The sequence below is a fragment of the Serratia sp. CY33802 genome, from assembly GCF_052169095.1.
Classification (GTDB): Bacteria; Pseudomonadota; Gammaproteobacteria; order Enterobacterales; family Enterobacteriaceae; genus Serratia; species Serratia bockelmannii.
This window is the reverse complement of the sequence record NZ_JBJNLL010000010.1, coordinates 1-20,316: the sequence shown is the minus strand read 5'-3', so window position 1 is coordinate 20,316 and position 20,316 is coordinate 1. Positions and strand designations below refer to the sequence as shown.

Here is a 20,316-nt window from a genome sequence, read left to right as displayed (position 1 = left end):
TCCGAATGCTTAGACCTGTAGCCAGAATGTCACCGGACCATCGTTGACTAGCGCCACCTGCATGTCGGCGGCGAACTCGCCGGTCTGGGTCTCTACGCCGCGTTCACGGCATTGGCCTACAAAATATTGATACAACCGATCGGCTTCCTGCGGCGCGGCGCCGCGCGAAAAGCTGGGCCGCATGCCCTTCTGGGTGTCCGCCGCCAGGGTGAACTGCGAAACGACCAGCACGCTGCCCCCGGCCTGCTGGACGTTGAGATTCATCTTGTCGTTTTCGTCGCCGAAAATGCGGTATCCCAACACGCGTTCGCACAGGCGCTGCGCTTTTTGCTCGTTATCGCCCTGCTCCACGCCCAATAACACTAACAAACCGGGGCCAATCTTGCCTACTGTCTCGCCACCCACCGTGACGCTGGCGTTTAACACCCGTTGAATCAACGCAATCATTCCTGCTGCCCTTCTGGTTTTTGTTCCTGTTGCTCCGCCTTCTGCCGACGGTAGTCGCGGTATTCGCCGATGGTCACGGTGATTTCCGCACCGAGTAACACGATACACCAGCTCCAATAGACCCACAGGAATAAAATCGGGATCACCGCCAGCACGCCGTAAATCAGCTGATAGGAGGGGAACATGGTGACGTACAGCGCGAATCCCTTCTTGCCCAGTTCGAACAGCAATCCGGCCACCACCGCGCCAATCAGTGCATCTTTGGGCGGCACGCGCACCGTCGGCACGATGCAATACAGCAGCCAGAAGGAGATGCACGACAAAATCAGCGGGAAGATGCGCAGCACCTGATCCACCAGGCCATTGACGCCGGTCTGCGCCAACCAGTTGAGCGACAGCAGGTAAGAACTGATGGCCATGCTGGCGCCCACCAGCAGCGGCCCCAGCGTCAGCACCATCCAGTACACGGCAAAGGAGAAGACGATCGGCCGCTTGTTCTTGCTGCGCCAGATAGTGTTCAGCACGCTGTCCACCGAGGAAATCAACAGCAGCGCGGTAACGATCAGCCCGCAGGTGCCGACGGCGGTCATCTTGTTGGAATTGGCGACGAACTGTTCCAGGTAGTTCTGGATCACATTGCCGGCGGCCGGCACGAAATTGGAAAAGATAAAGCTCTTCAGCTGTTCGCTGATGTCGGAAAACATCGGGAAAGCGGCGAACAGGGCGAACACCACGGTGACCAGCGGCACCAGCGACAGCAGGGAAACGTAGGCGAGATGGCCCGCCAACATCGTCAGGCCATCGTGGTCGATGCGTTGGTACAGCAGCCGTCCGAAGGTGACGCTTGGCTTAATCGCAGAGGGCAGCTTCTTGCGGCGGAAAAACGACATGGTCACTCCTTGATGTCCGTTGATACGCCTTAAGCTTAACGCGCTCTGCACTCATTGAGCAAAATAGGCCGGCACCACGTCGCGATCGGTGACGTGCACCGTCTTGATTCCCAGCGCCTGCGCGGCGAGGACGTTCGCCGGATGATCGTCAAAGAACACCGCGTCGGCGGCAGCGGTGTTTTCCGCGGCCAGCACATGCTGGTAGATGTTGGCTTCCGGTTTGCGCATGCCGAGATCTTGCGACAAATAGAGATGATCGGCGGCGGCGGCCACTTCAGGGTAGTGCTGCGGCCAGTAGTTGCAGTGCAGACGGTTGGTGTTCGACAGCACCACCACCCGGTGGCCTTCGTTGCGCAGGCGCTGCATGATGTCGATCACCTCCGGGCGCAGCGCGACGAATACCGCCTGCCAACCGGTGGCGAACTGCTCAAAGCTGAGCGCGATGCCCATTTCATCGCACAGTTTGCCGGCGAAGTCTTCATCGCTGATTTCACCGCGCTCATGCTGCTGGAACACCTCACCCATGGTGAAACGATCGGACAGCACCGCCAACGGCGTGCCGCTCAAATTGCTCCACACACCCAGCACACGCTTGAAATCGATATCGACGATCACATTACCTAAATCAAAGATATACAGCATAGTCCTCTCCTATGGGCCGGTGAGATTTCACTGTAGCGGGAAAAGGAACAGCTGAACAGGGAGCGAACGGAAAAGCGCATAGCGCGCCGCACAAACGGGGAACAACAGAGGAAAAAACTCAGGGCGCGAGAACCGCGCCCTAAGCAGGGGACACTCAATCAGCGATTAAGCATCTTTTGGACCGCGGCTGGCACGCTTACGATCGTTTTCCGTCAGGTGACGCTTACGGATACGGATCGAGGTCGGCGTCACTTCTACCAGTTCGTCGTCATCGATGAACTCCAGAGCTTGCTCCAGGGTCATTTTGATGGCCGGAACCAGGGTAGTCGCTTCGTCGGTACCGGAAGCACGCATGTTGGTCAGCTTCTTACCGGTCAGGCAGTTTACGGTCAGGTCGTTGGAACGTGAGTGAATACCGATGATCTGGCCTTCATACACTTCCGCACCGTGGCCCAGGAACAGCTTGCCGCGATCCTGCAGGCCGAACAGCGCGAACGCGACCGCTTTGCCCTGGCCGTTAGAGATCAGCACGCCGTTCTGACGCTGGCCCACTTCGCCCGGACGCACGTCGTCGTAGTGGCTGAAGGTGGAGTACAGCAGACCGGTACCCGAAGTCATGGTCATGAATTCGTTACGGAAGCCGATCAGACCGCGGCTTGGGATCACGTAGTCGAGACGCACGCGGCCCTTACCGTCCGGATCCATGTTTTTCAGGTCAGCTTTACGCTCGCCCATCGCCTGCATCACGGAACCCTGATGCTGCTCTTCGATATCCAGCGTTACGTTCTCGAATGGCTCCTGCTTGCGGCCATCGATTTCGCGGAAGATAACTTTCGGACGGGAAACCGCCAGCTCGAAACCTTCACGGCGCATGTTTTCGATCAGCACCGACAGGTGCAGCTCGCCACGGCCGGAGACGCGGAAGGCGTCCGCATCGTCGGTTTCTTCAACGCGCAGCGCCACGTTGTGCACCAGCTCTTTGTTCAGACGGTCAAGGATCTGACGCGACGTCACGTACTTACCTTCTTTACCGCAGAACGGCGAGGTGTTGACGTTGAAGAACATGGTGACGGTCGGTTCGTCGACGGACAGCGCCGGCAGCGCTTCTACGGCATTGGTGTCGCAGATGGTGTCGGAGATGTTCAGCTCGCCCAGGCCGGTGATGGCGATGATGTCGCCCGCTTCCGCCAGGGTGCTGTCGATACGCTCCAGACCCAGGTGACCCAGCACTTTACCCACTTTACCGTTGCGAGTTTTACCTTCGCTGTCGATGATGGTGACCTGCTGGTTCGGCTTCACTTTACCGCGCTTGATGCGGCCGATGCCGATAACGCCCAGGTAGTTGTTGTAGTCCAACTGGGAGATCTGCATCTGGAATGGCGCTTCCAGCTCAACCTGCGGCGCAGACACGTGGTCGACGATCGCCTGATACAGCGGGGTCATGTCTTCCGCCATGTCGGTGTGATCGACGCCGGCGATGCCGTTCAGCGCAGAAGCGTAGATGATCGGGAAGTCGAGCTGCTCGTCGGTCGCGTCGAGGTTCACGAACAGGTCGAACACCTGATCCACAACCCAGTCAGGGCGCGCGCCAGGGCGGTCAACCTTGTTGATGACCACGATCGGCTTCAGACCGTTGGCGAAGGCCTTCTTGGTCACGAAGCGGGTTTGCGGCATAGGGCCATCCATTGCATCCACAACCAGCAGCACCGAGTCAACCATCGACATCACGCGCTCTACCTCACCGCCGAAGTCGGCGTGTCCTGGGGTATCCACGATGTTGATACGGTAACCATTCCAATTAATGGCGGTGTTTTTTGCGAGGATGGTAATCCCACGCTCTTTCTCCAAATCGTTGGAGTCCATTACGCGTTCGGTGGCTTCCGCACGCTCTCCGAAAGTACCGGATTGTTGCAGCAGCTTGTCAACCAGGGTGGTTTTACCATGGTCAACGTGGGCAATAATGGCGATGTTACGCAAATTTTCGATCACAGCTTTGCCTCGGGCATTAGAAATAGCGCGCTATTGTACACGTATTAAGCGAGGGACTAAACAAGATCACAACCATCTCTTATAAACAACCGCGTACCGGTCAGTTTGTGATCCCTTTCACGGTGCAAAAAGCCGCAATCGTTGCACTTTTGCACCATTTCGGTGCCCACGCTCACCCCAATTGCACCATGACGGTGCAATTTATCGCTGATGGTGCATACTGTGGCTGGGTAAAACCCGCGCAGAAAGGCGATGAAAGCCTTTTTAAAAAGTTGGCACGCTTTTCGCTTTAGTCTTTTCAAGGCGAAAAAAAGCCAGTTCCACAGATTCGTTCCACGACGACGACAATGATAAACCGGGAGAGTTAAGTATGTCCGCTGAACACGTTTTGACGATGCTGAATGAGCATGAAGTGAAATTCGTAGACCTGCGTTTCACTGACACCAAGGGTAAGGAACAGCACGTGACTATCCCGGCTCATCAGGTAAACGCCGACTTCTTCGAAGAAGGCAAAATGTTTGACGGCTCCTCTATCGGTGGTTGGAAGGGCATCAACGAATCTGACATGGTACTGATGCCGGATGCCAGCACGGCGGTTCTGGATCCGTTCTTCGAAGAACCAACGCTGATCATTCGCTGCGACATTCTCGAGCCGGGCACCATGCAAGGCTACGATCGCGACCCGCGTTCCATCTCCAAACGCGCCGAAGATTTCCTGCGCTCCTCCGGCATCGCGGACACCGTCCTGTTCGGGCCAGAGCCTGAATTCTTCCTGTTCGACGACATTCGCTTCGGCAGCAGCATCCGCGGTTCCCACGTGGCCATCGACGACATCGAAGGCGCCTGGAACTCCGGCACAAAATACGACGGCGGCAACAAAGGCCACCGTCCGGCGGTGAAAGGCGGTTACTTCCCGGTTCCACCGGTCGACTCTTCGCAGGATCTGCGTTCCACCATGTGTTTGACCATGGAAGAGATGGGCCTGGTGGTTGAAGCGCACCACCACGAAGTGGCGACAGCCGGTCAGAACGAAGTGGCAACCCGCTTCAACACCATGACCAAGAAAGCCGACGAAATTCAGATCTACAAATACGTGGTGCATAACGTGGCGCACGCCTTCGGTAAAACCGCGACCTTCATGCCGAAGCCTATGTTCGGTGACAACGGTTCCGGCATGCACTGCCACATGTCGCTGTCCAAGAACGGCACCAACCTGTTCGCCGGCGACAAATACGGCGGCCTGTCTGAAACCGCGCTGTTCTACATCGGCGGCATCATCAAGCACGCCAAGGCGATCAATGCCCTGGCCAACCCGACCACCAACTCGTACAAACGTCTGGTGCCGGGCTACGAAGCGCCGGTGATGCTGGCTTACTCCGCCCGTAACCGCTCCGCATCCATCCGTATTCCGGTGGTCGCCAGCCCGAAAGCGCGCCGCATCGAAGCCCGCTTCCCGGATCCGGCGGCTAACCCATACCTGTGCTTCGCCGCGCTGCTGATGGCCGGCCTGGACGGCATCATCAACAAGATCCACCCTGGCGACGCCATGGACAAAAACCTGTACGACCTGCCGCCGGAAGAAGAAGCCGAGATCCCAAAAGTGGCCGGCTCGCTGGACGAGGCGATGGCCGCACTGAACGAAGACCGCGAGTTCCTGACCCGCGGCGGCGTGTTCACCGACGATGCGATCGATGCCTACATCGAACTGCGCAAAGAAGAGATGGACCGCGTTCGTATGACGCCACACCCGGTTGAGTTCGAACTGTACTACAGCGTCTAAGCCCTACCCGCGCCGTCTGCGCAGGCGGACGGCGCCCATATTTTTGTTATCGCTTTTTTGTTGCCGTGGAAACTTTCAGCCCATCTTCGGATGGGTTTTTTTCTCCACCGTATTTTCTGCAAAACTATTCCATACCGCGCCGATCCCGGATGGAGTAGGATAGATGCACTAAAAAGGTGCAGGAGTCTGCTGTATGGCAACTGGCAAGCTGCCCGATGCTGGGCAGATCCTCAATTCACTCATCAACAGCATCCTGCTGTTGGATGACTCTCTGGCGGTTCACTACGCCAACCCGGCGGCACAGCAGCTGCTGGCGCAAAGCTCCCGCAAGCTGTTCGGCACGCCGCTGCCCGATTTGCTCGGTTATTTTTCGCTGAACGTCTCTCTGATGCGTGAAAGCCTGCGCGCCGGGCAGGGCTTCACGGACAACGAAGTGACCCTGGTGGTCGACGGCCGCGCGCATATCCTTTCCCTGACCGCTCAGGCGCTGCCGGAAGGCTATATCCTGGTCGAGCTGGCGCCGATGGACAATCAGCGCCGCCTGAGCCAGGAACAGCTGCAACATGCCCAACAGGTGGCAGCCCGCGATCTGGTGCGCGGTTTGGCGCACGAAATTAAAAACCCGCTGGGCGGCCTGCGCGGCGCAGCGCAGCTGCTGGCCAAAGCGCTGCCCGATCCGGCGCTGACCGAATACACCAAGGTGATCATTGAGCAGGCCGATCGGCTGCGTAATCTGGTGGATCGTCTGCTCGGGCCGCAGCGGCCCGGCCAGCATATTACCCAGAGCATTCATCAGGTCGCGGAGCGCGTCTGCCAACTGGTGTCCCTGGAAATGCCGGATAACGTCACGCTGGTGCGCGACTACGATCCGAGTCTGCCGGAAATGGCTCATGACCCGGATCAGATAGAACAGGTGCTGCTGAACATCACCCGCAATGCGCTGCAGGCGCTGGGCGAGGCGGGCGGCACCATCACGCTGCGCACCCGCACCGCGTTTCAGATTACGTTGCACGGTACCCGCTACCGCCTGGCGGCACGTATCGACGTCGAAGACGACGGCCCCGGCGTGCCGGCGCAGCTGCAGGACACGCTGTTCTACCCGATGGTCAGCGGCCGTGAAGGCGGTACCGGCCTGGGATTATCCATCGCCCGCAATCTGATCGATCAGCATTGCGGAAAAATTGAATTCAACAGTTGGCCAGGTCATACCGAATTCTCGGTCTACCTGCCCATTCGTCAGTGAGGTTTGCTATGCAACGAGGGATAGTCTGGATCGTCGATGACGATAGCTCCATCCGCTGGGTGCTTGAGCGCGCGCTCACCGGCGCGGGCCTGAGCTGCGCCACCTTCGAAGGCGGCAATGACGTGCTGGAAGCCTTGGCCACGCAAACCCCCGACGTGCTGCTATCCGATATCCGCATGCCGGGTATAGACGGTCTGGCGCTGCTCAAACAGATCAAACAGCGCCATCCAATGCTGCCGGTGATCATCATGACCGCGCATTCGGATTTGGACGCCGCCGTCAGCGCCTATCAGCAAGGGGCTTTCGACTACCTGCCGAAGCCGTTCGACATCGACGAAGCAGTGGCGCTGGTCGAGCGCGCCATCAGCCATTATCAGGAGCAGCAGCAGCCGGTGCGCAGCCAGCCGGCCAGCGATCCGGCGGCGGACATCATCGGCGAAGCGCCGGCGATGCAGGACGTATTTCGCATCATCGGCCGGCTCTCGCGTTCGTCGATCAGCGTGCTGATCAACGGCGAATCCGGCACCGGCAAAGAGCTGGTGGCGCATGCGCTGCACCGCCACAGCCCGCGCGCCAAGTCGCCGTTCATCGCCCTGAACATGGCAGCCATCCCCAAAGACCTGATCGAGTCGGAGCTGTTTGGCCACGAGAAAGGCGCCTTCACCGGTGCGAACCAAATCCGTCAGGGACGCTTTGAACAGGCCGACGGCGGCACGCTGTTCCTCGACGAGATCGGCGATATGCCGCTCGACGTGCAAACGCGCCTGCTGCGGGTGCTGGCGGACGGCCAGTTCTACCGGGTCGGCGGCTATGCGCCGGTGAAGGTCGACGTGCGCATTATCGCCGCCACGCACCAAAACCTGGAGCTGCGGGTACAGGAAGGCAAGTTCCGCGAAGACCTGTTCCATCGCCTGAACGTGATCCGCGTACACCTGCCGCCGCTGCGCGAGCGCCGGGAAGACATCCCGCGGCTGGCGCGCCACTTCCTGCAGATCGCCGCCAAAGAGTTAGGCGTCGAGGCCAAGAACCTGCATCCGGAAACCGAAACCGCGCTGACCCGCCTGCCCTGGCCGGGCAACGTGCGCCAGCTGGAGAATACCTGCCGCTGGCTGACGGTGATGGCCGCCGGGCAAGAGGTGCTGATTCAGGATCTGCCGAGCGAACTGTTCGAAACCGCCGCGCCGGAGAGCCCCAGCCACAGCCTGCCGGACAGCTGGGCCACGCTGCTGGCTCAGTGGGCCGATCGCGCGCTGCGTTCCGGTCATCAAAACCTGCTGTCGGAAGCGCAGCCGGAGATGGAGCGTACGCTGCTCACCACCGCCCTACGCCACACCCAGGGGCACAAACAGGAAGCCGCACGCCTGCTGGGCTGGGGGCGTAATACTCTGACCCGCAAGCTCAAAGAGCTGGGCATGGAATAGGAGCGTGGGTGGATGATGAAAAACGCAGTCCGGCGCACAAAAAAACGCCAACCTCAGGCTTTACAGCCGGAGCGGGCGCAGTATGATCGTGTCGCACACTCTGGAGGTTGACGATGCTGGACTCATTCATCGTGTTCATTTCTCAGGGCGCGGAGCTGGGCTCTGCCGCCAGCCACACCCCGCAGGCGGCGGTCGCCGCGGTGTTGTGCGCCGCGCTGATTAACTTCTTCAGTTAAAAAAACAGCCGCATCAGCGGCTGTTTTTTCATCCTCAGATCACCCGAGAGAACTGCTGGCTGCGCGCCTGTTGCCGCAGATAGCGATCGAAGCACATGCAGATATTGCGGATCAGCAAGCGCCCGCGCGGCGTGACGCGAATGCCTTGCTCGTCGCGCTCCACCAGCCCATCGCGTTCAAACGGCGCCAGCAGCTGCAGGTCTTCGGCGAAGTAAGCGGTGAAATCGATGCCGTATTGCCGTTCAAGCGGCTGATACGCCAATCGGAAGTTACAGATCAGCGTTTTGATCAGATCGCGCCGCAGGCAATCGTCGTCCGTCAGCGCCAGCCCGCGCCACAGCGCGTTGCCCTGCGCCTGCACGCTGTCATAGTAACGCTTCAGCTCTTTCTGGTTCTGCGCATAGCTGTCGCCGAGCATGCTGATGGCCGACACGCCCAGCCCCAGCAGATCGCTGTCGCCCTGAGTGGTGTAGCCCTGGAAATTGCGGTGCAGCTTGCCTTCGCGCTGCGCGATCGCCAGCTCGTCGTCCGGGCGGGCAAAGTGATCCATGCCGATGAACTGATAGCCGGCGTCGGTCAGGAACGCGATGCTCTGCTGGAGGATATCCAGCTTCTGCTGCGCGCCCGGCAGATCGGCGTCTTTGATTTTGCGCTGGGCGGCGAACAAGTTCGGCATATGCGCGTAGTTGAACACGCTGAGGCGATCGGGATTCAGTTCAGCCACCCGCTGCAGCGTGAAAGCGAAGCTTTCCGGCGTCTGTTTCGGCAGGCCGTAGATCAGATCGATATTGGTCGAGCGGAAGCCCAGCGCTTTGGCCCGCTCAATCAGGGCGAAAATAAAGGCTTCGTCCTGCTCGCGATTGACCAGCTGCTGCACCTGCTTGTTGAAATCCTGCACCCCCATGCTCAGACGGTTAAAGCCTTCTGCACGTAAATGATCGAGCACATCCAGCTCTATCTCGCGCGGATCGACCTCGATCGACATCTCCGCATCGGGCAGGAAATCAAAGTGTTCGCGCAGCAACGCCACCAGCCGGCTGATTTGCGCTTTATCCAGGTAGGTCGGCGTACCGCCGCCCCAGTGCATCTGGCCGACTTTACGGCCGGCGAACAGCGGCGCACGGCTGGCGATCTCTTGCGCCAAAACGTTCAGGTATTCGTCGGCCTTGTGCGTCTGGCGCGTCACCAGCTTGTTGCAGCCGCAGAAGTAGCACAGCTTATGGCAGAAGGGGATATGCACGTACAGCGACAGCGGTCGCTCAGGATAGCGCGCAGCGGCGCGTTGAAACGCCGCTTCGTCGTAGCACTGGTTAAACTCCAGCGCCGTGGGGTATGAGGTATAACGCGGCCCTGAGTAGTTATATTTTTGGATCAGGGCCAAATCCCAGACAATCGTCTGCTCTGACATGCTCACTCCTTCCGATATCTTTTTCTACCGGGCCGGGAGAGAGGCGGTTGTCTGCGCTGTCTGGCCACGGAAGCACTGCGAAAACGCGCTTTGCGCTTAGACAGCCGCCATAGTTTACCGAATAACCACAGCAGATAACACATCAAGAGTAGGGCTATTGTCGAGATTAGCCACATGGCGCGTTAAAAGGCGTCTTTCGGATTGCCGCCTTTCAGCAGCTTCAGAATATCTTCCTGCTTCTCTTCTTCTTCGTCGTCGTCTTCACCCAGTTCGATACCCAACACGTCCATCAGCACATCGATGCGATCCAGCGTTTTGTCGACATAGGTCTGCTCTTCCGCGTTCAGCGTTTCGCCGTCGTCGATGCGATCCAGCAGCGCGTTCAGGCGCTCGTCATTTTCCAGCTTCGCCAACTCTTCTTCCGGCGACAGGCGTGGTTTCGCTTCGGCCTTCGGCTTCGGCTGCGGTTTGGCCTTCACTTTGGTTTCGTCGACCACCAGCGCAACCGGCACTTTACTGCCGATACGTGGATCTTTGGCTTCTGCCGCCGATTTGTTCTTCTGACTGCCGGACTCGACCTGGGTGCGCGAACCGGAAGCGAGGCCGCGGCGCTTTTTCAAGCGTTTGCGCTCACGCGCTTCCTGATCGAGCTCCATACGGCTTTTCTTTTTCGTTTTTGACTTCGCCGCGCTGCCGCGAGGTGCTTTTGATGGCTGGTTCATAGCGTGTGCTCTTAGGTATGTAGATTCAGTATAGAATTGCGGCGGAATCTAGCAGAAAGCGGACAAAGAAAAAAGGCGGCAGGTTAAACCTGCCGCCTATTTCGCACCTTCTTGCGAAGGGTATTCCTGTTACGCGCTCCTTGCGTACATGCAACATCCCGGTTTTTCCTTCTGCTATAACCGCATTCCCTGCCACTACGTCCTTCATCCTGAAAGGAAAATCGTCCATGGCGCAATCCATTCGCATCCGCTCTTCCCGAGCGCGCTTCCTGCGGGCATCCAAACTGCCGATACTTCACCATCCGATGTGCCTGCCGCCTGTTCCGGTGCGAAAGGGTCACTTCCTTTTGCGTTCATCCTGGCACTCATTGCACGCCCTGTGCATTCCCTGAGATTTGTCATCCTTCCCGGATGTTCCCTAATCCTGCGCAACCCTGCGTTAACTACTACTTTACGTTATTGTTGCGAAGGCTCAAGGCACCTGACGCCAATTTGAACGACATTTCCCTACAACGAAAAAACAACGCTTTGTTTTTAAAACAAAAACAAAAATATCACTTTCGAATAAAGCGACATTACCCGCGATTCGAATGGCAAATGTCTCACAACGCACGCGCGGCATAACTGCCGTTTTATCGCGTCCCGCCGCTTAAAAACGGAGAAACACGCCATTTTTACCGCTGATGCAGTTATAATCGCCAACCAGTTAGCCATCCTCACGGAGACGAAAAATTTTGACCAGCAAGAACTACAACTATCATGTGACCCATTTCGTCACCAGCGCACCCGATATTCGCCATCTGCCGGGGGATGCAGGAATTGAAGTCGCCTTTGCCGGCCGTTCCAACGCCGGTAAATCCAGCGCGCTGAATACGCTGACCAACCAAAAAAGCCTGGCGCGCACCAGTAAAACGCCGGGGCGCACCCAGCTGATCAACCTGTTCGAAGTGGAAGACGGCATCCGCCTGGTCGACCTGCCGGGCTATGGCTACGCCGAAGTGCCGGAAGAGATGAAGCGCAAATGGCAGCGCGCGCTGGGCGAATATCTGCAGATGCGCAACAGCCTGAAAGGCCTGGTGGTGCTGATGGATATTCGCCATCCGCTGAAAGATCTCGACCAGCAGATGATCCAGTGGGCGGTCGACGTCGGCACGCCGGTGCTGGTGCTGCTGACCAAGGCCGACAAGCTGGCCTCCGGCGCACGCAAGGCGCAGCTCAACATGGTGCGTGAAGCGGTGCTGCCGTTTATGGGGGATATCCAGGTCGAAGCCTTCTCATCGCTGAAAAAGATCGGCGTCGACAAACTGCGCCAGAAGCTGGACACCTGGTTTAACGAGATCCCGCCGGAAGTGCTGCCGGAAGACGAAGCCGGCGAATAAGCCCAGGCCTAACGCCAGAGCCGATGCCTCACCGCATCGGCTTTTTTATCCCCGTCGAACGGCCGCAGACGAAATTTTTTGTTATCTAATTACAGTTTTGAAATAAAGCCATCATAAAAACTTATCGCCAGGGCTGGCTTATCTCGCCGGATTACGCGAGTCGAAAGGATGGAAGCAGGAACGAAAAGCGGTGCGGAGCGATAGGAAAAACGTATGGTTTGCTGCTGTTTTTACAATAAAAAACGCCCCAGTCAATACTGACTGGGGCGGCTAAATATTCAGCCAAATCCGATTACGTGAAGTAAAAGGTCTGAAAGATAGAACATCTTACCTCTGTACCCTACGCCTGTAACTCTACATCATTTTTTCGCAGGGCAAAAGAATTTTTTGTAGTTTACTTACACAATTTGCGGCGCAAGAACGGCGAAGTTGGGGAAACTATCGCCGAATCTTGTAGCTTAATTACGAAAAGTGCTTAGGTTATCGCCAGTTAGCGCATCCGGCGATAACCCGACGATCAGTGCGCCTCATCCCAGTTCATGCCGACGCCCACGTCAACCTTCAGCGGCACCGCCAAGGTCATGCTGCCTTCCATCAATTGGCGGATACGTTGGCTGGCTTCTTCGAGCACCGACTCGTGCACCTCAAACACCAATTCATCGTGCACCTGCATGATTGCGCGCACCAACGGCTTCTCCTGCCCTTGCAGCCAGGCGTCGACCTCAATCATCGCACGCTTGATGATATCAGCTGCCGTGCCCTGCATCGGGGCGTTGATAGCGGCGCGCTCGGCCGCCTTGCGGCGCATGCCATTGCTGGAGCGGACGTCCGGCAGGTACAGACGGCGACCATCCAACGTGCTGACATAGCCCTGTTCTGAGGCCTGCTGGCGGGTACGCTCCATGTAGTCCAGCACGCCTGGGTAACGCTCGAAGTAGAGATCCATATAGCGCTGAGCTTCCCCACGCGGGATCCCCAGCTGACGAGCCAGGCCGAAGGCGCTCATGCCGTAAATCAGGCCGAAGTTAATCGCCTTGGCGCTGCGGCGCTGCTCGCCGGTCACTTTATCCAACGGCACGCCGAAAACTTCCGACGCCGTGGCGCGGTGAATGTCTTTCCCTTCGGCGAAGGCCTTCAGCAGCCCTTCATCCTGTGACAAATGCGCCATGATGCGCAGCTCGATTTGCGAGTAGTCGGCCGCGACGATGCGGTAGCCTTCCGGCGCGATAAAGGCCTGGCGAATGCGTCGCCCTTCATCGTTGCGCACCGGGATGTTCTGCAGGTTCGGATCGCTCGAGGAGAGACGGCCGGTAGCGGTCACCGCCTGATGGTACGAGGTATGCACCCGGCCGCTGACCGGATTGATCATCAGCGGCAGCTTATCGGTATAGGTGGTCTTCAGCTTCGCCAGGCCGCGGTATTCCAGGATCACCTTCGGCAGCGGGTAGTCGAGCGCCAGCTCGGCCAGCACCTCTTCGTTGGTGGACGGCGCCCCGCCCGGGGTTTTCTTCAGCACCGGCAGCTTTTGTTTTTCGTACAAGATAGCCTGCAGCTGCTTGGTCGACGCCAGGTTGAACGGCTCTTCCGCCAGCTCATGGGCCTGCACCTCCAGTTCCGCCAAACGCTTGGCCAGCTCCTGAGAGTGGGCCGACAAAATGGCCGGATCGATCAGCACCCCGGTGCGTTCGATATGCGACAGCACCGGCAGCAGCGGCATTTCAATCTCATTGAATACCGTCAGCAGCTCCGCGCTCTGTTTCAGCTGCGGCCACATCGCCAGGTGCAGCTGCAGCGTGACATCCGCGTCTTCGGCGGCGTAAGGCGCCGCCTGCTCCAGCGCGATCTGGTTGAACGTCAGCTGGTTTTTACCCTTGCCGGCGATCTCTTCGAAGGTGATGGTTTTGTGGCCCAGATAACGATCGGCCAGGCTGTCCATATCATGACGGCCACCGACGCTGTCCAGCACATAGGACTCCAACATGGTGTCATAGGCGATACCGCGCATCTCGATGCCGTAGCGCGCCAGCAGGCTCATGTCGAACTTCAGGTTTTGCCCGACCTTGAGCGCCTTCTCGTCCTCCAGCAGCGGCTTGAGCGCTTCCAGCACGTAGGTGCGATCCAGCTGTGGCGGTGCATCCAGATAATCGTGTGCCACCGGCAAATAAGCCGCTTCACCCGGCGCGATCGCGAAGGACAGGCCGATCAGGTTGGCGGTCAGCGTATCCAGGCCATCGGTTTCGGTATCGAAGGCAAATACGTCGGCCTTTTTCAGCCGCGCCAGCCAGTCGGTAAAGGTCGTTTCGTCCAGGATGGTGACATAACCGTCCTGAGACAGCTTGGCCTCCGCCAGCGCTTTCGGCGTTTCCGCAGCGATGGCCGATTTGGCGGCGCCGGCAGCTTTCGCGCCCGCGCCTTTCTTGTTTTCCAGCCAGACGCCGGCCTCCACGTCCGCCAGCCAGCGTTTGAACTCGTACTGTTTGAACAGCTGTTGCAACGTGTCGACATCCGGCGCGGAGACCGTCAGGTCCGCACAGGTCAGATCCAACTCGACGTCGGTTTTGATCGTCGCCAGCTTATAGGAGAGATACGCGACCTCTTTGTTCTGTTCCAGCTTGGCCGCCATGGTTTTGGCGCCGCGGAAGCTCAGCGTGGCGATATTCTCCAGATTGCCGTACAGCGCATCCAGCCCGCCGATCCCCTGCAGCAACGCCTGGGCGGTTTTCTCGCCCACGCCCGGCACGCCGGGAATGTTGTCCGATGAATCGCCCATCAACGCCAGGAAGTCGATGATCAGCTCCGGCGGAATACCATATTTATCGCACACTTCCTGCGGGCCGAGGATCGTGTTGTTCATGGTATTGATCAGGGTGACGTTCGGCGTCACCAACTGCGCCATGTCTTTGTCGCCGGTGCTGATCAGCACCGCGTGGCCGGCCTTTTCGGCCTCCAGCGCCAGCGTACCGATGACGTCGTCCGCCTCAACGCCGGGCGTCACCAGCAGCGGCAGGCCCATCGCCTTGACCATGCTGTGCAGCGGCTCGATCTGCGCACGCAAATCGTCCGGCATCGGTGGCCGGTGTGACTTGTATTCAGCGAACAGATCGTCGCGGAAGGTCTTCCCTTTAGCATCAAACACCACGGCAACGTGGCTCGGTTGATACTGCAGCAGCAGGCTGCGCAGCATATTCAGCACGCCATACATCGCGCCGGTTGGCTCGCCCGCCGAGTTGGTCAGCGGCGGGAAGGCGTGATAAGCGCGGTAGAGGTAGGAGGAACCGTCAACCAGGATTAGTGGATTTTCTGCAATCTGGGCCATAGCGTTTCTTTATCGTGATCGGACATAGGGGTAAGCATGCCATAGCTGGCCGCCGGAGACGAACCTTAGCGTGCATTGCGGACGAAAATGATGTGATGGTGCGCGAGGATCCGCAAGATCTTACCTGTGGATAACTTTGTGCATAGAAAAGAGACCGAATTATAACGCTGTGATTATCGTTATAACGGCGAATAAAATTCCTATTTAAATCACCGCGTTAAAAGAACGAATTCCGGCGACGCTTTATTACTGGCTTTTATTGAATTTGTGGATATAACTTTCGCCGGATTTTAATCGCACTATTAATCAAATTCGGCGCCTCAATTACCCTAGCACAAGCTGGGAAAGTTGCACGAAAACTCAGCAAATGGTTATCCGATGAGACGAAAAACAGTGATTTTTAGCGGCGCTTTACCCCGACGATCTCTGTTAAAATAGGCTTTTGTTCATGCGCTTTGGCATGCAACGATGTTCCCAACAACCGTCAGCCCATAACCATGCCAAGATTGTTAACGCCTGTTATCTTTATCATTTCCGTCATACTCACCATTCTGGTGACGGTGTTGTGTTCCATCCCCATCACGTTGGCCGGCATCGTGAAACTCCTGGTGCCCATTCCCGCCGTCTGGCGATATATCTCGGCTTTCGCCGATTTCATGATGTGGTGTTGGTGTCAGGGGCTGGCGCTGTTATTGCGTATTAACGGGCAATTGCGTTGGGATATTGAAGGGCTGGAAGGGCTGGATCGTAAAAACTGGTATCTGCTGATCAGCAATCACGAAAGTTGGTCAGACATTGTCGTGTTGTGCGTGCTGTTCAGAAATCATATTCCAATGAATAAGTATTTCCTCAAGCAACAGCTCGCCTGGGTACCTTTCGTCGGCCTGGCCTGCTGGGCGCTGGATATGCCATTCATGAAACGTTACTCCCGTGCCTATTTGCTCAAGCACCCGGAGAAACGCGGCAAGGATATCGAAACGACGCGCCGTTCCTGCGAAAAATTCCGCCAGCGCCCAACCACCATCGTCAATTTCGTCGAAGGTTCGCGCTTCACCGAAGCCAAGAAAATTAAAAGCAATTCACCCTACCGCAATTTGCTGGCGCCCAAAGCCGCCGGCATCGCGTTTACCCTTAGCGCGCTGGGCAATCAGTTCGACAAAGTGTTGAACGTTACCCTGCTCTATCCGGAAAATAACCAACGGCCTTTTCTGGACATGCTGTGCGGTCGTCTGACGCGTATAGTGGTAAGAATTGAGACGTTGCCGATCGATGAAACCCTGCACGGGGACTACTTCAACGACAAGCTGTTCAAGCGGCGCTTCCAGCTATGGCTGAATACGCTGTGGCAGGAAAAAGACCGGTTGCTGGATAAATTGAAGCGGCAATATGGATAAAAAAAACGCCGGCAATGCCGGCGTTTTTCATGTTGAATCAGGCTTATTTCTGCTGGCTGAGGAATTTAACCACGTCGGCGAACTGCTTCACGTAAGCGTCCATCGAGCTGGTATCCAGGCCATCGTTTTTAACCATGTATTTGCCGTTCACAAATACCGCCGGCACGCCGCGCAGCTGCAGATCTTCCGCGGCTTTCTCCTGTTGAACCACCAGAGATTTCACCACGAAGCTGTTCCAAGCTGCGTCATAATCTGCGGCGGTCACGCCCGCTTTTACGAAGACGTTACGGATATCGTCCGGCGTTTGCACGGTCTGGGTTTTTTGCACCGCTTCAAACATCAGCGGGCTTACTTTATCTTCCACGCCCAGCGCCATCGCCACCGCCCACGCCTGAGTCAGCTGTTTGCCCAGTGGCCCCAGGAACTCCACGTGGTACTTGGTCATTTTGGTGCCGGCAGGCAGCGCCTTTTTCACGTTTTCGGACACGTGATAGACCTGCTCGAATTGGTAGCAGTGCGGGCAGTAGAAGGAGAAGAACTCCAGTACCTGCGGCTCACCGGTCACCGGCTTGTCCAGGGTCACATACTGAGTGCCATCGCTAAACTGTGCCGCCGAGGCACTGAATGCCATCACCATGCCAACGAGCGCCAACCATATTTTTTTCATAAGACTAAACTCTCCATTGTGTTAAAGCTTCAATACATTGGCGTCAGCTGCAGAGGAGGCTCCTGCAACAGCTTAACCTGTTCGGTGAAGGCCGCAGTCTGAGACAACCAGAAATCAGACTCCGCCATCCACGGAAAACTCTTAGGGAAGGCCGGATCCTGCCAACGGCGAGCGACCCAGGCCAGGTAATACACCATACGCATCGCCCGCAGTGGCTCAATTAACGCCAGCTCGCGCTGATCGAACTCGGCAAATTCGCCGTACGCTTCCAGCAAGACGTCCAGCTGCATCAATTGATCGCGCCGCTCGCCGTGCAGCAGCATCCACAAGTCTTGCACCGCCGGGCCGTTGCGCGCGTCATCAAGATCGACAAACAGCGGGCCGTCGCGCCACAGAATATTGCCCGGATGGCAATCGCCGTGCAAACGGCGCGGCTGCCAGTTCAGATGCCAGTGCGGCTTGATCGCCGCAATCAGGTTATCCGTCGCCTGCAGGAACGCTTCACGCTGCGCTGCCGGCAACAGCTCGCAATCGGCCAGCGCCTGACGCGGGGCAATAAGATACTCTTCAATCCCCATGGTCGGCCGCTCAGCAAACAAACGCTCACCGCCGACCTGATGGATACGCCCCAGAAAACGGCCTACCCATTCCAACTGATCCAGATTGTCTATCTCATATTGCCGGCCCCCCACGCTGGGGAACAGCGTAAAGAAAAAACCGCCGTGCATATGCAGCGTAGTGCCTTGCAGCGCCAGCGGCGCCACCGCCGGGATCTCCGCGCCGGCCAGATCCAGAGCGAACTGATGTTCCTCACCGATTTGTGCGGCACTCCAGCGCTCCGGACGGTAAAACTTCACCACGTAGCGTCGGCGATCTTCGTCCATAAACTGATAGACGCGGTTCTCATAGCTGTTCAGCGCCGTCAGGCCGGAATCAACGCGCAGGCCAATCCCTTCTAGCGCGTCCATAATCAAATCGGGCGACAGGGTGTCGAAATTAAAAGCAGAGTTATTCATAACGTTCGTTTGATCGCTGACAGCATGGTGCCGGGAATGAGAAATAGTAGCATTAATGGCGCATTTCACGCGCTATGCTTTCTCGCACCGCACGAGGATCAGTCCTTGATAACGCCGCGAGCGCGCAACAGCGCCGTTTTAAAATCTTCTTCGTAATCTTTCTTCAGACCCGGGATCTGATCCGTGCCGGCGCTACCGCGCATTTTCAGGTGGTAAATAAGAATATCATCGCTCAATTCGGACAACTCGCCCTGGAAGCCCGCTTCCTTCGCCAGCTTTTGCAAAAACTGCATCAAATTGAGATCGGGATCTTCCTGCCAGGCCGGGTGCAACAGCTCGATCAACTCGTTTACGCGATGCGTTTTCATCTCAATATCGTCCAATAGCATGAATAAACTCACAAAGTAACAGGCTTACCCACGCAGTGAAAGAACCGGCTTGTCAATAAAGGTAAATCCTGATGTCGCGCTGGCTTTAGCGCTACAATCAGCGCATCGACAAGGCGGGATAAACGAGATGCATAAAGAAATCAGCGGCGTCATTTTGGCCGGCGGACGGGCCACGCGCATGGGCGGTGAAGACAAAGGCCTAGTGTCGATTGGCGGGATCGCACTCTATCAACACGTATTGGCTCGGTTACGCCCGCAGGTGGCCTCCGTCGCCATCAGCGCCAATCGCAATCAGGCACGTTACCAGGCGAGCGGTTTGCCGGTGATTGGCGATCTGACGCCCGACTTCGCCGGACCGTTGGCCGGGATGCTCGCCGGGCTCACACAGGCTCACAGCGAATGGGTGGTCTTTGTCCCCTGTGATGTCCCCGACTTTCCCGCCGACTTAGTCGCACAACTCTGGCGGCAAAAAGGCGCGGCGCAGGCGGCCTTTGCCAGCGATGGTGAACGAGATCACCCTACGCTGGCGTTATTGCATAGCCAAATAGCACCGCAGCTGGCTGACTATCTGGCCCGAGGTGAACGCAAGCTGATGCTGTTCCTGCATCAAATTGGGGCACAACGCGTGGCGTTCTGCGGACAACAAGCGGCATTTCATAACCTGAATACGCCGGAAGACTGCCGGAATTGGCAGCAAGCACGAGAGCTAAAGTAATGAATCGTTCATTGCCCCCTTTGCTGGCCATCGGTGCCTATAGCGGAACGGGAAAAACCACCTTGCTCAAACAGCTGATCCCGCTGCTGAAACAGCGCCAGGTGCGGGTTGGGCTGATAAAGCATACGCACCACGATATGGATGTGGATACACCGGGTAAAGACAGCTATGAGCTGCGCAAAGCGGGTGCCGACCAAACGTTGGTCGCCAGCGATCGCCGCTGGGCATTGATGACCGAAACGCCGGAGCAACAACCTTTGGATCTACGCTACCTGGCAGAGCGTTTTGATGCCGATAAGGTCGACTTGATTCTGGTGGAAGGGTTCAAACATGAGCCGGTCAGCAAGATCCTGCTTTATCGGGCCGAGATCGGTAGGCCGCTAGAAGACATGCTGGATCAGTTTGTCGTGGCGGTAGCCAGCGACCGACCGCTATCCATCACGGCTAAGCCGTTGGATCTCAATCAGCCGGAAAGCATCGCCGATTTTATTGTCGAGTGGTTGAAAGGCGCAGCGTAGCTGCGCTTTTTTACGTTTTACGCACAGCAAAAAGCCCTGAACGTCAGTTCAGGGCTTTCGGCTTTATTTGATGCCTGGCAGTGTCCTACTCTCGCATGGGGAGACCCCACACTACCATCGGCGCTACGGCGTTTCACTTCTGAG

19 protein-coding genes and 1 rRNA gene are annotated in these 20,316 nt (G+C 57.4%); 8 read left to right on the top strand and 12 right to left on the bottom strand.

The annotated features are described in order from the left end of the window. Nucleotides 1–9: 9 nt before the first annotated feature. From dtd to typA, 4 genes are all read right to left on the bottom strand, one after another. Nucleotides 10–447, bottom strand: a complete 438-nt coding sequence (dtd, locus tag ACJ8HA_RS21955) for a D-aminoacyl-tRNA deacylase (RefSeq protein WP_025304712.1) — start codon at nucleotides 445–447, stop codon at nucleotides 10–12. Continuing rightward, complete coding sequence (locus tag ACJ8HA_RS21950) at nucleotides 444–1,337, bottom strand: virulence factor BrkB family protein (protein WP_025304713.1); 894 nt, start codon at nucleotides 1,335–1,337, stop codon at nucleotides 444–446. Before ACJ8HA_RS21950 ends, dtd begins: the two co-directional genes overlap by 4 nt. A 51-nt stretch (nucleotides 1,338–1,388) precedes the next feature. Continuing rightward, entirely contained in the window at nucleotides 1,389–1,979 is a 591-nt protein-coding gene (gene yihX, locus ACJ8HA_RS21945; RefSeq protein ID WP_025304714.1) for a glucose-1-phosphatase, read from the bottom strand. A gap of 165 nt (nucleotides 1,980–2,144) precedes the next feature. Beyond that, nucleotides 2,145–3,968 carry a ribosome-dependent GTPase TypA gene (gene typA, locus ACJ8HA_RS21940; RefSeq protein WP_004931243.1) on the bottom strand — a complete coding sequence of 608 codons (1,824 nt, stop codon included), beginning with the start codon at nucleotides 3,966–3,968 and terminating at the stop codon, nucleotides 2,145–2,147. A gap of 370 nt (nucleotides 3,969–4,338) precedes the next feature. On the opposite strand from typA, the gene glnA reads away from it, so the two are divergent. The 4 genes from glnA to ACJ8HA_RS21920 all read left to right on the top strand — a co-directional run bounded on the left by glnA (nucleotide 4,339) and on the right by ACJ8HA_RS21920 (nucleotide 8,648). Then, complete coding sequence (glnA, locus tag ACJ8HA_RS21935) at nucleotides 4,339–5,748, top strand: glutamate--ammonia ligase (protein ID WP_025304715.1); 1,410 nt, start codon at nucleotides 4,339–4,341, stop codon at nucleotides 5,746–5,748. 193 nt (nucleotides 5,749–5,941) lie between these two features. Continuing rightward, nucleotides 5,942–6,991, top strand: a complete 1,050-nt coding sequence (gene glnL / locus ACJ8HA_RS21930) for a nitrogen regulation protein NR(II) (protein ID WP_004931246.1) — start codon at nucleotides 5,942–5,944, stop codon at nucleotides 6,989–6,991. An 8-nt stretch (nucleotides 6,992–6,999) separates the two neighbouring features. Continuing rightward, the gene (glnG, locus tag ACJ8HA_RS21925; protein ID WP_025304716.1) at nucleotides 7,000–8,412 is read left to right on the top strand and encodes a nitrogen regulation protein NR(I); all 1,413 of its coding nucleotides are present in this window, start codon (nucleotides 7,000–7,002) and stop codon (nucleotides 8,410–8,412) included. A gap of 113 nt (nucleotides 8,413–8,525) precedes the next feature. Then, a complete protein-coding gene (locus tag ACJ8HA_RS21920) occupies nucleotides 8,526–8,648 on the top strand; it encodes a YshB family small membrane protein (protein ID WP_015379453.1) in 123 nt (40 codons plus the stop codon). Between the two features lie 34 nt (nucleotides 8,649–8,682). Here the strand turns inward: ACJ8HA_RS21920 and hemN are convergent, their stop codons facing one another. Next, a complete protein-coding gene (gene hemN / locus ACJ8HA_RS21915) occupies nucleotides 8,683–10,056 on the bottom strand; it encodes an oxygen-independent coproporphyrinogen III oxidase (protein WP_049209085.1) in 1,374 nt (457 codons plus the stop codon). Between the two features lie 182 nt (nucleotides 10,057–10,238). Then, nucleotides 10,239–10,778, bottom strand: a complete 540-nt coding sequence (gene yihI, locus ACJ8HA_RS21910) for a Der GTPase-activating protein YihI (RefSeq protein WP_072008264.1) — start codon at nucleotides 10,776–10,778, stop codon at nucleotides 10,239–10,241. A gap of 734 nt (nucleotides 10,779–11,512) precedes the next feature. Between yihI and yihA the strand changes: the two genes are divergently transcribed. Next, nucleotides 11,513–12,157, top strand: a complete 645-nt coding sequence (gene yihA, locus ACJ8HA_RS21905) for a ribosome biogenesis GTP-binding protein YihA/YsxC (protein ID WP_019452177.1) — start codon at nucleotides 11,513–11,515, stop codon at nucleotides 12,155–12,157. A 278-nt stretch (nucleotides 12,158–12,435) separates the two neighbouring features. Here the strand turns inward: yihA and ACJ8HA_RS21900 are convergent, their stop codons facing one another. After that, entirely contained in the window at nucleotides 12,436–12,483 is a 48-nt protein-coding gene (locus ACJ8HA_RS21900; protein ID WP_071892919.1) for a spot 42 RNA, inhibition of DNA synthesis, read from the bottom strand. A 191-nt stretch (nucleotides 12,484–12,674) separates the two neighbouring features. Beyond that, nucleotides 12,675–15,473, bottom strand: coding sequence for a DNA polymerase I (polA, locus tag ACJ8HA_RS21895; RefSeq protein WP_038630023.1), 2,799 nt, complete (start codon nucleotides 15,471–15,473; stop codon nucleotides 12,675–12,677). A gap of 497 nt (nucleotides 15,474–15,970) precedes the next feature. Here polA and ACJ8HA_RS21890 point away from each other — a divergent pair, with 497 nt between their 5' ends. Continuing rightward, nucleotides 15,971–16,867, top strand: coding sequence for an acyltransferase (locus ACJ8HA_RS21890; RefSeq protein WP_025304720.1), 897 nt, complete (start codon nucleotides 15,971–15,973; stop codon nucleotides 16,865–16,867). Between the two features lie 43 nt (nucleotides 16,868–16,910). Here the strand turns inward: ACJ8HA_RS21890 and dsbA are convergent, their stop codons facing one another. From dsbA to ACJ8HA_RS21875, 3 genes are all read right to left on the bottom strand, one after another. Beyond that, the gene (gene dsbA / locus ACJ8HA_RS21885; protein ID WP_025304721.1) at nucleotides 16,911–17,534 is read right to left on the bottom strand and encodes a thiol:disulfide interchange protein DsbA; all 624 of its coding nucleotides are present in this window, start codon (nucleotides 17,532–17,534) and stop codon (nucleotides 16,911–16,913) included. 29 nt (nucleotides 17,535–17,563) lie between these two features. Continuing rightward, nucleotides 17,564–18,550 (bottom strand): serine/threonine protein kinase, encoded by a 987-nt coding sequence (locus ACJ8HA_RS21880; protein ID WP_049209084.1) that lies wholly within the window; start codon nucleotides 18,548–18,550, stop codon nucleotides 17,564–17,566. 98 nt (nucleotides 18,551–18,648) lie between these two features. After that, nucleotides 18,649–18,918: a YihD family protein gene (locus ACJ8HA_RS21875; protein WP_004931268.1), complete on the bottom strand. Its 270-nt coding sequence runs from the start codon at nucleotides 18,916–18,918 to the stop codon at nucleotides 18,649–18,651. A gap of 148 nt (nucleotides 18,919–19,066) precedes the next feature. Here ACJ8HA_RS21875 and mobA point away from each other — a divergent pair, with 148 nt between their 5' ends. Further along, nucleotides 19,067–19,654, top strand: a complete 588-nt coding sequence (gene mobA, locus ACJ8HA_RS21870) for a molybdenum cofactor guanylyltransferase MobA (RefSeq protein ID WP_025304724.1) — start codon at nucleotides 19,067–19,069, stop codon at nucleotides 19,652–19,654. After that, on the top strand, nucleotides 19,654–20,172 hold the full coding sequence (gene mobB, locus ACJ8HA_RS21865; protein ID WP_025304725.1) for a molybdopterin-guanine dinucleotide biosynthesis protein MobB: 519 nt from the start codon (nucleotides 19,654–19,656) through the stop codon (nucleotides 20,170–20,172). Before mobA ends, mobB begins: the two co-directional genes overlap by 1 nt. Nucleotides 20,173–20,244: 72 nt before the next feature. Here the strand turns inward: mobB and rrf are convergent. Further along, a 5S ribosomal RNA gene (gene rrf / locus ACJ8HA_RS21860) occupies nucleotides 20,245–20,316 on the bottom strand; the annotation flags it as partial.

What these genes read in the sequence shown, in the direction of transcription:
- dtd (WP_025304712.1), bottom strand. Translation starts at nt 447, where the DNA reads ATGATTGCGTTGATTCAACGGGTGTTAAACGCCAGCGTCACGGTGGGT.
- ACJ8HA_RS21950 (WP_025304713.1), bottom strand. Translation starts at nt 1,337, where the DNA reads ATGTCGTTTTTCCGCCGCAAGAAGCTGCCCTCTGCGATTAAGCCAAGC.
- yihX (WP_025304714.1), bottom strand. Translation starts at nt 1,979, where the DNA reads ATGCTGTATATCTTTGATTTAGGTAATGTGATCGTCGATATCGATTTC.
- glnA (WP_025304715.1), top strand. Translation starts at nt 4,339, where the DNA reads ATGTCCGCTGAACACGTTTTGACGATGCTGAATGAGCATGAAGTGAAA.
- glnL (WP_004931246.1), top strand. Translation starts at nt 5,942, where the DNA reads ATGGCAACTGGCAAGCTGCCCGATGCTGGGCAGATCCTCAATTCACTC.
- glnG (WP_025304716.1), top strand. Translation starts at nt 7,000, where the DNA reads ATGCAACGAGGGATAGTCTGGATCGTCGATGACGATAGCTCCATCCGC.
- ACJ8HA_RS21920 (WP_015379453.1), top strand. Translation starts at nt 8,526, where the DNA reads ATGCTGGACTCATTCATCGTGTTCATTTCTCAGGGCGCGGAGCTGGGC.
- hemN (WP_049209085.1), bottom strand. Translation starts at nt 10,056, where the DNA reads ATGTCAGAGCAGACGATTGTCTGGGATTTGGCCCTGATCCAAAAATAT.
- yihI (WP_072008264.1), bottom strand. Translation starts at nt 10,778, where the DNA reads ATGAACCAGCCATCAAAAGCACCTCGCGGCAGCGCGGCGAAGTCAAAA.
- polA (WP_038630023.1), bottom strand. Translation starts at nt 15,473, where the DNA reads ATGGCCCAGATTGCAGAAAATCCACTAATCCTGGTTGACGGTTCCTCC.
- ACJ8HA_RS21890 (WP_025304720.1), top strand. Translation starts at nt 15,971, where the DNA reads ATGCCAAGATTGTTAACGCCTGTTATCTTTATCATTTCCGTCATACTC.
- dsbA (WP_025304721.1), bottom strand. Translation starts at nt 17,534, where the DNA reads ATGAAAAAAATATGGTTGGCGCTCGTTGGCATGGTGATGGCATTCAGT.
- ACJ8HA_RS21880 (WP_049209084.1), bottom strand. Translation starts at nt 18,550, where the DNA reads ATGAATAACTCTGCTTTTAATTTCGACACCCTGTCGCCCGATTTGATT.
- ACJ8HA_RS21875 (WP_004931268.1), bottom strand. Translation starts at nt 18,918, where the DNA reads ATGAAAACGCATCGCGTAAACGAGTTGATCGAGCTGTTGCACCCGGCC.
- mobA (WP_025304724.1), top strand. Translation starts at nt 19,067, where the DNA reads ATGCATAAAGAAATCAGCGGCGTCATTTTGGCCGGCGGACGGGCCACG.
- mobB (WP_025304725.1), top strand. Translation starts at nt 19,654, where the DNA reads ATGAATCGTTCATTGCCCCCTTTGCTGGCCATCGGTGCCTATAGCGGA.